This is a genomic window from Nonomuraea lactucae (assembly GCF_003313395.1).
In the GTDB taxonomy this organism is placed as follows: Bacteria; Actinomycetota; Actinomycetes; order Streptosporangiales; family Streptosporangiaceae; genus Nonomuraea; species Nonomuraea lactucae.
In genome coordinates this window covers 1-10,843 of the sequence record NZ_QNFZ01000966.1, presented here as the reverse complement: position 1 = coordinate 10,843, position 10,843 = coordinate 1, and the positions used below count along the sequence as shown (strand labels likewise).

13 protein-coding genes are annotated in these 10,843 nt (G+C 70.6%); all 13 read right to left on the bottom strand.

The genetic code is table 11. The annotated features are described in order from the left end of the window. The coding region (locus DQW85_RS34065) for a chromate transporter (protein WP_162795595.1) at positions 1-586 on the bottom strand (586 nt) is incomplete at its 3' end. 10 nt (positions 587-596) lie between these two features. Next, positions 597-1,358: a response regulator transcription factor gene (locus DQW85_RS34060; RefSeq protein WP_240197603.1), complete on the bottom strand. Its 762-nt coding sequence runs from the start codon at positions 1,356-1,358 to the stop codon at positions 597-599. Positions 1,359-1,383: 25 nt separating this feature from the next. After that, positions 1,384-2,211 carry a phosphate ABC transporter ATP-binding protein PstB gene (gene pstB, locus DQW85_RS34055; RefSeq protein WP_205315621.1) on the bottom strand — a complete coding sequence of 276 codons (828 nt, stop codon included), beginning with the start codon at positions 2,209-2,211 and terminating at the stop codon, positions 1,384-1,386. Positions 2,212-2,235: 24 nt separating this feature from the next. Next, positions 2,236-3,126: a phosphate ABC transporter permease PstA gene (gene pstA / locus DQW85_RS34050; RefSeq protein ID WP_113703867.1), complete on the bottom strand. Its 891-nt coding sequence runs from the start codon at positions 3,124-3,126 to the stop codon at positions 2,236-2,238. After that, positions 3,127-4,065 (bottom strand): phosphate ABC transporter permease subunit PstC, encoded by a 939-nt coding sequence (gene pstC, locus DQW85_RS34045; RefSeq protein WP_113703866.1) that lies wholly within the window; start codon positions 4,063-4,065, stop codon positions 3,127-3,129. It lies immediately after the preceding gene. Further along, on the bottom strand, positions 4,065-5,066 hold the full coding sequence (locus DQW85_RS34040) for a PstS family phosphate ABC transporter substrate-binding protein (protein WP_205315620.1): 1,002 nt from the start codon (positions 5,064-5,066) through the stop codon (positions 4,065-4,067). Before DQW85_RS34040 ends, pstC begins: the two co-directional genes overlap by 1 nt. 172 nt (positions 5,067-5,238) lie before the next feature. Next, positions 5,239-5,658, bottom strand: coding sequence for a pyridoxamine 5'-phosphate oxidase family protein (locus DQW85_RS34035; protein WP_113703872.1), 420 nt, complete (start codon positions 5,656-5,658; stop codon positions 5,239-5,241). Positions 5,659-5,759: 101 nt separating this feature from the next. Further along, a complete protein-coding gene (locus DQW85_RS34030; protein WP_240197602.1) occupies positions 5,760-6,773 on the bottom strand; it encodes a zinc-binding alcohol dehydrogenase family protein in 1,014 nt (337 codons plus the stop codon). A gap of 140 nt (positions 6,774-6,913) precedes the next feature. Continuing rightward, positions 6,914-7,693: an NPP1 family protein gene (locus DQW85_RS34025; RefSeq protein ID WP_240197601.1), complete on the bottom strand. Its 780-nt coding sequence runs from the start codon at positions 7,691-7,693 to the stop codon at positions 6,914-6,916. An 80-nt stretch (positions 7,694-7,773) separates the two neighbouring features. After that, entirely contained in the window at positions 7,774-8,118 is a 345-nt protein-coding gene (locus DQW85_RS34020; protein ID WP_113703869.1) for a 4Fe-4S dicluster domain-containing protein, read from the bottom strand. Continuing rightward, a complete protein-coding gene (locus DQW85_RS34015) occupies positions 8,115-9,710 on the bottom strand; it encodes an FAD-dependent oxidoreductase (RefSeq protein WP_113703865.1) in 1,596 nt (531 codons plus the stop codon). Before DQW85_RS34015 ends, DQW85_RS34020 begins: the two co-directional genes overlap by 4 nt. Before the next feature lie 163 nt (positions 9,711-9,873). Further along, the gene (locus DQW85_RS34010) at positions 9,874-10,245 is read right to left on the bottom strand and encodes a hypothetical protein (RefSeq protein ID WP_113703864.1); all 372 of its coding nucleotides are present in this window, start codon (positions 10,243-10,245) and stop codon (positions 9,874-9,876) included. A 25-nt stretch (positions 10,246-10,270) separates the two neighbouring features. Then, a complete protein-coding gene (locus DQW85_RS34005) occupies positions 10,271-10,645 on the bottom strand; it encodes a roadblock/LC7 domain-containing protein (RefSeq protein WP_113703863.1) in 375 nt (124 codons plus the stop codon). Positions 10,646-10,843 lie beyond the last annotated feature (198 nt).

The following is a 10,843-nucleotide window of genomic DNA, read 5'->3' as shown; positions in this document are numbered from 1 at the left end:
GGTGGCGGACCAGCCGGGCGCCGGCGGCCAGCAGGGCGCCCGCGGCCAGCACGAGCAGCTCGTTCACCCCCAGCAGGTACGCGGCCAGCGCGGCGGCGGCCAGCGCGCCGAGCCACACGTTCTTGACCACGGTGCGCAGCAGGCCGAGCAGCGCGGACGCGATGATCGCGATCACCGCCGGCACGATGCCGTACAGGATGCCCTCGACCGCGGGTGTGTGCCCGTAGGTCACGTACGCCCAGGCGAGCGCGGTCACGATGAGCGCGGCGGGCAGGATGAAGCAGATCCCGGCGGCCAGCAGGCCGCGCCACCGGGCCCGGTCGTAGCCCAGGTGGATGGCGAGTTCGGTGGAGTTGGGGCCGGGGATGAGGTTGGTGGCGCCCATCAGGTCCGCGAACCGCTGGTCGCTGACCCAGCCTCGGCGGCGTACCAGCTCGTCGCGCATCATCGCGGTGTGCGCGGCCGGGCCGCCGAACGCGATCGTGCCGAGTTTCAGGAAGATCAGTGCCACCTCGCGCACGGACCCGCCCGCCCGGCCCGAGGAGCCGGGTGCGGACCGGTCGTCCGCGGGGTCGTGCTCGCTCATCGGTGAGAGCTTATCGATTCTCCGGCGAAACCAGCCGGTATCCGACACCCCGGACCGTCTGGATCATCGTGTCATCCGTGTCGCCGAGCCGCGCGCGGAGCCGCTTGACGTGCACGGCGATCGTGTTGGTGGCGACGGAGTCGCCCGAGGCGTGCCAGACGTGCCGCATGATCTGCTCGCGGGTGACCGTCCGGTCGGTGTTGCGCATCAGGAAGAGCAGCAGCTCGAACTCGCGCAGCGGCAGGTGCACGGCCTCGCCGCCCACGCGCACCTGGTAGGCGTTCACGTCGAGCTCCACGTTCCCTATCACGAGGGGCCTGGCGCCTGCCTCGCCCCCCGCGCTCGCCTGGACCAGCGGCAACAGCTCGTGAACCCGGTACGGCCGCGCGACGCACGCGGTCGCCCCCGCCGCGAGCGCCTGGACGGCCAGCTCGGCGTGCCCTTCACCCACCCCGAGCAGCACCGGCATCGTCCGGCTGGCCCGCAGCGCCCGGACGAAGTCCACGGCGCCGATGAGTGGGATGGTGGCGCTGACCAGCACCACGTCCGGCTGCAGCGCCCCGGCCTGGATGAGCGCCTGGGCGCCGTCGGCGACTCCCGTCACGTTGACGCCCTCCCGGTCCAGCGCCTCGGTGAGCTCCTGCACCCCCGCGCTGTCGGGATCGGCCACCAGCAGCACGGGCACGCCCGGCGCGGCCTGCCGGGCGCGTGCCGGACTTTGGCCGCTCCGGGCGTCCTCGTCCCCCTCGAGTGTTGCCTGCGACCGGATCACCCCGGTCCTCCTCTGCAGAGTCGAGTCACCCGAAGCGCCCGGTGATGTAATCCTCGGTGCGCTTGTCGGACGGGTTGGTGAAGATGCGGCTGGTCTCGTCGAACTCGACCAGGCGGCCGTGCCGCACTCCCGCCTCGTCCACGTCGGCGGTGAAGAAGGCGGTGCGGTGGGAGACCCGCGCGGCCTGCTGCATGTTGTGGGTGACGATCACGATCGTGTAGTCGTGCGCCAGCTCCTGCATCAGGTCCTCGATCTTGGTGGTGGCGATCGGGTCGAGGGCCGAGCAGGGCTCGTCCATGAGGATGACCTCGGGCTTGACCGCGATGGCGCGGGCGATGCACAGGCGCTGCTGCTGGCCGCCGGAGAGGGACAGGGCGTTCTGCTTCAGCTTGTCCTTGACCTCGTCCCACAGCGCCGCCTTGGTCAGCGCCTGCTCGACGATGTCGTCCATCTTGCCCTTCATGCCGTTGACCTTGGGGCCGTAGGCGATGTTGTCGTAGATCGACTTGGGGAAGGGGTTGGGCTTCTGGAAGACCATGCCGATGCGCCGCCGCACCTCGATCGGGTCGACGTGGTCGCCGTAGAGGTCCTCGCCGTGGTACATGATCGTGCCGGCGGCGCGGGCGCCGGGGATGAGGTCGTTCATCCGGTTGAAGCAGCGCAGCACGGTGCTCTTGCCGCAGCCGGAGGGGCCGATCATCGCGGTGATCTCGCGGTTGGCGATCAGCATGTCCACCTCGCGCACCGCCTCGTAGTCGCCGTAGAAGACGCTGAGGTTCGCGACGGTGAAGACGGGGTCCAGGGATTCGATGTTGCGCGGCGCCTGGGGACCACGGACCGTGATTTCCGGCATGGACGTTCCTATCTCAGTCATTCCTCACCAGCGCTTCTGGTAGCGGTTTCGGAGCCAGATGGCGACGGAGTTCATCAGCAGCAGGATCACCAGCAGGATGACGATCGCCGCCGCGGCCAGGATGTGGAATCCCTCGCGCGACTGGGAGATCCAGTTGAAGATCTGGATCGGCAGGACCGTGTAGCTGGCGAAGACCCCGTCCGGGTTGAACCGGATGAAGGACACCGCGCCCAGCATGAGCAGCGGGGCGGCCTCGCCGATCGCCCGGGAGAGGGCCAGGATCGAGCCGGTCGCGATGCCGGGGATCGAGGCGGGCAGCACCTGGCGGGAGATGGTCTGCCACTGCGTCGCGCCCAGCGCGAGCGAGCCCTCGCGGATCGACGGCGGCACCGCGCGGATCGCCTCGCGCGAGGCGATGATCACGATCGGCAGCACCAGGAGCGCCAGGGTGAGCGAGGCGCTGATCACGCTGAACCCGAGGCCCAGCGTGCGGGCGATGATGCCGAGGCCCAGGATGCCGTAGACGATCGACGGGATCGCCGCGAGGTTCTGGATGTTGATCTCGATGACCCGGTTGTACCAGCGGGTCTTGTCGGCGTACTCCTCCAGGTAGATGGCCGCGGCGATGCCTGTCGGCAGCGTGAAGACCGCGGTCAGCGAGATGACCCAGAGCGTGCCCGTGATGGCCGACTGCGCACCGGCGATCTCCGGATTGCGGATCGACGGCATGTTCTCCCACAGGCGCGCGTCGAGCCGGGGCCAGCCCTCCACGAGCACGTACGAGAGCAGGGCGACGAGGAAGACGAATGCGATCGCCAGGCTCGCGAGCAGCGCGATCCGGAAGAGGTGCTCCTTGAGCGGCGCGCCCTTGCCCGCCAGCTGGACGGCCGAGCGCGGGGTCGAGAGAACGGCCATTTACTCGTACACCTCACGATACTTACGCACCAGGCGGACGCTGACGTAGTTCATCGCGAACGTCATCACGAAGAGCAGCGAGCCGACCGCGAAGATGGTGTTGTAGTCGACGGTGCCGATCGGCACGTCGCCGGACCCGGCCTGGGCGATGAACGCGGCCATGGTCTGCATCGCCTTGCCCAGATCGAAGGTGAAGTTCGGCTGACCGCCACCGGCGATGTAGACGATCATCGTCTCGCCCGCGCCGCGCGAGATCGCGAGGATCACGGCCGCGACGATGCCGGAGAACGCCGCGGGCAGCACCACGCGGATGGACGTGGTCATCTTGGAGGCGCCCAGCGCGTACGAGCCCTCGCGCAGCCCGTTGGGCACCGCCGTCATCGCGTCCTCCGACAGCGAGGCGACGATTGGGATGATCATGAAGCCGACGACGAGGCCCGCGCACAGGGCGTTGAAGATCTCGATCTCGAACGGCAGGATGCCGCGCAGCAGCGGGGTGACGAAGCTCAGCGCGAAGAAGCCGAAGACCACGGTCGGGATGCCCGCGAGCACCTCCAGCACCGGCTTGAAGAACTTCCTGACCCGCGGCCTGGCGTACTCCGACAGGTAGATGGCGGCGCCCAGGCCCAGCGGCACCGCCACCACGATCGCGATCCCGGTCGTGATCAGGGTCGCGCTGACGAGGGGCAGCACGCCGTAGTGGGGAGGCTCGAACAGCGGTCCCCAGTTGGTGGAGGTGAAGAACTCCACCGGGCTGACCTCGCCGAAGAACATGATCGTGGGTTCCAGCAGCGACACCACGATGCCGAGCGTGGTGGCGATGGACAGCAGGGCGGCCAGCAGGAGGACCGCCTTGATGACCTGCTCGCCATAACGCGGACGCGACCGCGCCAGGGACTTGCGGGTCCCGGGCGCGGTCGCGGAGTGGGCGGCTGCCATCAGCCCGCCTGCGACTTGAGGGTGGCGAGGTCGGTCTTGAGCTTGCCCTCCTGCTCGGAGTTCAGCGGGATGAACTTCGCGTCCGCGGCGATCTTGCCGACGTTGGTGACGTAGTAGTCGAGGAAGGCGGCGACCTCCGGCCTCTTGACCGCGGCGGCCGACGGGTAGACGAACAGCGGGCGGGAGAGCGGGGTGTACTTGCCGCTCTGCGCGGTCTCCACACTCGGAGCGACGCAGCCGCTGCCCGAGTCGATCTCCACGGCCTTCAGCTTGGCCGCGTTCTCCTCGAAGTAGGTGAAGCCGAAGTAGCCGAGGCCGCCCTTGGAGCCCGCGACGCCCTGGACCGTGACGTTGTCGTCCTCGCTCGGGCTGTAGTCCTTGCGGCTCGCGCCCTCCTCACCGTTGATCTCGTCGGTGAAGTAGTCGAACGTGCCCGAGTCGGTGCCGGCGCCGAACAGCTTCAGCGGCTCGTCCGGGAACTTGGGGTCGACCTGCTTCCAGCTCGTGATCTTGCCCTCGGCGGCGGGTTCCCACATCTTCTTGAGCTGGGCGGTGGTGAGGCACTTGGCCCAGGTGTTGTCCTTGTTCACCACGACGGTGAGCGCGTCGGTCGCGACCGTGAGCTCGCCGTACTTGATGCCCTTGCCCTCGCAGGCCGTCTTCTCCTCGTCCTTGATCGGACGGGAGGCGTCGGAGATGTCCGTCTCGCCGTTGCAGAACTTCTCGAAGCCGCCGCCGGTGCCGGAGGTGCCGACGGTCACGTTGACCTTCGGCTGCTGCTCGGAGAAGAACTCCGCGGCGGCGCTGGTCAAGGGGGCCACCGTGCTGGAGCCGTCGACCTTGACCTGGCCTGCCAGCTCGGCGCCGGCGCCCTGGGATGCCGTCGCGGTGCCCTCCCCCGCCGGCGGCTTGGTGGTGTTGGTGCCGCCGCACGCGGCGGAAAGAGCCACAACGAAGGCGGCCGTCGCCACCGCGCTGAGGCGGCGCTGTCCACTGGTCACGGTGTGTTTCCTTCTCCGTAGTGAGATCCGTTCTAGGTGCACCTAGATACAAACCGCCTAAAGTGAACAGACGGAGAACAGGTCATGACGGCAGCTCGAAGGGGTGTGTCGACGAGCGTGAATCTCTGTTCAGCTTCGCATCGCCGTGGCCGCAGAAGGGCGAAGATCCTGGTCAGGGCGTCGTCGGTGTCGCTCCTGTGGGATTGCCGAAGGTGTGCCAGCGCTCCACCTGGACGATCGCGGTGACACAGACCAGATCGCGATCGGTGTAGGGCTTGCCCCAGTAGCGGATCGAGAGCCGGTCGAGGTCGGCCAGGTCGGCGTCGTCCCTGAACTCGACGACCCGGCCGAGCAGGGATACATGGTCGTACCAGGAGTCGCCGAGGACGGTCAGCGACACCCGGGGGTCGTCGCGCAGGTTCCTGACGCGCGGGCCGGTGGACGACATGCTCAAGATCACACGACCGTCCTGCCAGTCGTACCAGGTCGGCGTCGTGGACGGGGCGCCGTCGGGCCGGACGGTGCCGACGATCGCCGGGCGCGGGGCCCGGAGGAAGGCGTCCACCTCGGCGGGCACAGGGGCTATGGGCATGGCGGTCAACTCCCGTGATCAATGGTCGCCGTACTAACTACCCGGAGACCAGCGCGGAGTCACTCCGCCGGCGCCCTCGCCCGGGACCCGCGCGGGCGGGGTCAGCTCACGTGGAGGACCGCGGCGCCGGTGACGCGGTCGGTGGCCAGGTCGGCCAGGGCCCGGTCTGCCTCGTCCAGCGCGTACGGCACGGTGGCCACGCGCACGGGATGGCGGGCGGCGTGCTCCAGCAGGGCCACGCCGTCGGCGCGGGTGTTGGCGGTGACGCTGCGCAGCGTGCGCTCCTGGAACAGGTGGTCCTGGTAGACGAGGGACGGGATGTCGGTGAGGTGGATCCCGGCCACGGCCAGGGTGCCGCCCCGGTCCAGGGCCGCCAGCGCCACCGGCACCAGATCGCCCACCGGCGCGAACAGGATGGCGCCGTCCAGCGGCTCGGGAGGCGCCTCGTACGCCTCGCGGGCCGAGGCCGCCCCCAGCTTCAGGGCGAGCCGCCGCGCGTCGGCGGCCCGGGTCAGCACGTGGACCGTCGCGCCACGGGCGATGGCCACCTGAGTGGTGAGGTGGGCCGACGCGCCGAACCCGTACACGCCCAGCCGCCCGCCCGGAGGCAGCTCGGCGCGCAGCAGGGCCCGGTAGCCGATGATGCCCGCGCACAGCAGCGGGGCCAGCCCGTCGGCCGGCCGGTCCTCGGGCAGCCGGTAGACGTAGTCCTGCGGCGCGGTCAGGTATTCGGCGTAGCCGCCGTCGGCGTCCCAGCCGGTGTAGCGCGAGTCGGGACAGAGGTTCTCGGCCCCGCGCGCGCAGTAGCGGCAGGCGCCGCACGTGGAACGGAGCCAGGCCACGCCCACCCGCGTGCCGTCGGCCAGCCGGTCGGCGTGCGGGCCGCGCCCCACGACCCGCCCGACCACCTCGTGCCCGGGGACCGTGTCCGGCCGCCGGGGAGGCAGGTCGCCCTCGGCCAGGTGCAGGTCGGTACGGCAGACGGCGCACACCTCCACCTTGATCAGCACCTCGCCGGGCGCGGGCTCCGGCACGGGTAGCCGCACGCGTTCCAGCGGGCCAGTCGCCACCGGACCAGGCCGTCGCACCACCCAGGCCGTCATCATGTCCGCCATCCCCCCATGGTCACACGACGGTCACACGACGCCGCTGAACCGAGCCCGTGCGGCGTACGTCTCGATGGACATGACCTCCCGCATCCTCCCCGTGCTCTCGCTGCCGGCGGGCACACCCGCCGCCGTAGGCGGATCGCCGGTCAGGCGTGCGGGTCGAAGGGGATGCCGGGCGGCTTGGCCCGTTCGAGATGCCGGCCGAACGCGTCGTCCTTGAGACCGAAGACCGCGCTGCCGAACCCGGCCCGGGTCAGCCGGTCACGAATGCCGGCGGGGTAGCCGTTCCAGCCGACCAGGCGGGGGAACTGCCACGTTCCGTAGTGGTTCTCCGGGGGGTCGTCATTGGTGTTCGCGGCGCGGAAGGTGTGCGTGCTGAGACCGTCCTTGTGGTAGACGATCTTGGGGTGCGTCCCGTCCCAGCGGATGCGGTCACGGTGATGGATCCTGAACGAGCCGTGTTCGGAGGTCGAGACGTACTCGGCCCGGTCGTTCCTGACCCACACCACCACGTGCTCCCAGTCATGGCGGTGTCCCAGCGCGATGGGGCCGGCCGTCGACTGGTCCTTCTCGAAGTACAGGGCGTACATGACGGCGCACCAGCCGTTGTCGCACTTGTGCCGCGCGTAGCCGTTGGTGTTGTCGAGGTCCCAGGAGTCGCGGCACCGGCCGTTGAGCGCGCCGCCCGGCTTCAGGCCGGGGGCCGTGGTCCCGTCGGGGCCGATGGCGGGGGTGGGGTAGCAGCCGTCCTTGTCGTAGTCGTAGGCGGGCTGGAACGTCTGCTCCAGGCCGTCGGCGTTGGCGGGCAGAGCGGGGGGCGGGTCCGCGAAGGCGGCGCCCGGTAAGGCGATGACCAGGGCGAGGGCCCCACCGAGTGCGAGCGCGAGTGAGCGGAGCCGCCCCGGCGCCATGTGACCGTCGTACATGCGTTCTCCCGCGGGAGTCGGGGGGTGACCGGCGGTTCACCACGGTCATATCCCGACGTGAAGATCCTTGGAAGAGCAGGTCAGGAGATGATGACGTTCGACGACGAGGGGAGGGCCGGGCCGATTGCCAGCCGGGCGCCCGGCGTCCTGCCGTGCCCCCAGCCGATCTGTTCGCGGTAGCTGCCGAGCAGCCCCCGCCGCGCGAGGTCGGCCTCGTCCGGAGCTTCCGGCAGGGGGTGCGCCTGTGGCGCCACGTACAGCGCGTCGGCCGGGCAGTACGCCTCGCACATGAAGCAGGTCTGGCAGTCGACCTGTCGAGCGATGACGGGCACGCCGTCGGGCCCGAGATCGAAGACGCCGGTCGGGCAGACCTCGACGCACTTGTCGCAGGTGATGCAGCGCTCGCGCGAGACGATCTCGATCACGAGGCCACCGCCGCCCGCAGCCGGAGCTCCGGCGTCGCCCACACCTCGTCGAGCCCGCCGGAGACGATCCGGTGGTGCTGGCCCGCGTCCTGGTGCGGGAAGTCCTCCCGCTTGTGCATGCCCCGGCTCTCCGTCCTGGCCAGCGCGGAGGCGTACATCCAGCGGGCGTGCGCCGTCATCGCCGCGGCCGACCTGGCGCGCACCGCACCGTCCCCCTCGCCGTGCAGTGCGCGCCTGGCCTCGGCCCAGACGCCGTCGAGCGTGGCCAGCGCGGGCTCCAGCCGCGCCCCGTGCCGGAGGTAGTTCTTCTCGTACGGCAGCACCTCCCGCTGCACGGCCTCGACCACCTCCCGGTACGGCACCCGCTCGCCGGCGGTCGGTCGGAGCCCCGCGCCTCCGGCTCCGCGCACGGACCGCCTCGTGGCGCTGGAGGAGTGGGCGCCTCCCAGCGTGCGGGCGTGGCGGGCCGCCGCCTTCCCGGCCCACGTGCCCGACGACATGGCCCAGGCGGCGTTGTGGCTGCCGCCTCCGGTGAAGCCTCCGCAGATGGGCTCCCTGGTCGCCGCGTCGCCCGCCACGTACAGGCCGGGCACGGACGTGGCGCAGTCGTAGCCGGTCACGCGGATCCCGCCGGTGCCGCGCACGGTGCCCTCGGCGAGCAGCGTCACCGGGAAGAGCTCGGTGAACGGGTCGATGCCCTGGCGGTCGAAGGGCAGGAAGAAGTTGGGCTGGGCCAGCCGCATCGCCCTGCGCGCGGGTTCGTCGGCCTGGTCGAGCCGGCAGAACACCCGCTCCGACAGCAGCGCCCGCGCGATCACCGAGCGGCCGCGGGTGCTGCCCGCGCCTTCCAGGACGCTGCCGTCGGTGTGGTAGAAGGTGGCGAACGAGTAGAAGGCGGTCTTGGTCACCGAGGTGAACTCCGGCGCGATGGCGTACGCGTTCGAGAACTCCATGCCGGACATCTCGGCCCCCGCCTCGGCGGCGAGCAGCGCGCCGTCACCGGTGTTGACGTCGCAGCCGAGCGCCCCGCTCAGGAACGCGCAGCCCCCCGTCGCCAGCACCACCGCCCCCGCCCGCACCCGGTAGTCCTGGTCGTGCCGCCTGCGGTGTCCGGCGACCCCCGCGACGGCGCCCTCGGAGTCGACGAGCAGCTCGGTGACCGGGCTGTGGTCGAGCACGCGCACCCCGGCACGCCTGGCCCGCACCCGCATGCGGCGCATGTACTCCGGCCCCTGCAGCCCGCGCCTGATCTGGGCGCCGTCCTCGCCGACCGGGAACGGGTAGCGGCTCACCAGCGCGAGCTCGTTCATGTTCGTGTACGTCTGGTCGAGGACCCTGGCCATCCAGTCGCGGTCGGCCAGATGGCCGCCCAGCGCCTCCCGCGATGCCATCGCCTGCTCGCGGGCGGCGGGGTCGGGCTGCACGTACCAGACTCCCGTGCCGGCCGCCGCGGTCGCGCCGCTGGTGCCCAGGTAGCCCTTGTCGACCAGGACCACGTCGGCGCCCGCCTGGGCGGCCTTGACCGCGGCCCAGGCGCCCGCCGGGCCGCCCCCCGCGACGAGCACGTCGGCTGTGAGATCGAGTTCTGCCATGGTCGCTCCTCATGACCGGCCCAGGCTCCCGCCCCTGGATCCCCTCCGACGCTACGGCCGCGCGCCCGTTAAGTCAACATTCCCTATAGGTTTTACATAGAATCTGCCCGAGCGACGGGGGCGTCCCTGGTGGGGACGCCCCCGTCGCAGCGGGCGACGCGTGCTACACGTCCAGCTTCTCCTCGATGGCCCTGAGCTGGTGGCGGGCCATCGCCAGGTTGGCTCTGCCCCGGTCGAGCGCGAGGTAGAGGAACAGACCCTTCCCGCCGCGACCGCTGATCGGCCGGATGAGGTGGTACTGCGTGCTGAGCGTGATCAGGACGTCCTCGATCGCGTCCTTGAGACCCAGGGAGTCCATCGTGCGCAGCTTGGCCTTGACCACCTCGGTGTTGCCGGCCCCAGCCACCTGCAGATCCAGCTCTTTGGAGCCGCCGAGCGCGCCCAGCGTCATGCCGCTGCCGTGGTCGACGACAGCCGCCCCGATCGAGCCGTCGATCGCCATCATCTCCTTGAGAGAGACGTCCATGCTGGCCATGCCCTTTCCTCCGTTCTGTGAATGGTCATCGGATCCGTGCTGCGATGGCGGCCACGGCGGCCGCCGTCTTGTTGCCCTCCAGCCTGAGCAGCCCGAGGTTCGTGCCCGGCCTGGCCAGGACTGTGAGGACGATCGTGGGGCCGGCGGCGTAGAACGCGGCGAACCCGGCCGTGCCTGATATGAGCGTCTCCTGGAGGTCGCCCCTCCCCGACAGGGAGAGCATGCGCGTGCTCATCGCGACCAGCGCCGCGGTCAGCGCGGCCGTCCGGTCGCCGTTGTCCGCGGTGAGGTCGCAGGCGACGGGCAGCCCGTCGACCGTGCAGGCGACGCTGCCGTTGATGTCAGGGGTGCGCTCGCGCAGGAGGACCATCTCCTTGAGCACCTCATCGCGCAGCTCCATCGGTGGCCTCCTTCTCAGCGAGGGCAACCTGACGACGGTGAGTGGGGAGAACCTCATGCGAGCTCCTCCAGGGCCTTCTTCAGCCGTAGCAGCAGGGCCAGATCGGTGGGATCCGCCGTCACCGCTGGGCCGAAGGGCCGCGCGCCCGCGGGCCGGGCGCCTGGATCGGGCCGCGGGCCCGGGTCGGGCTGCGCCGAC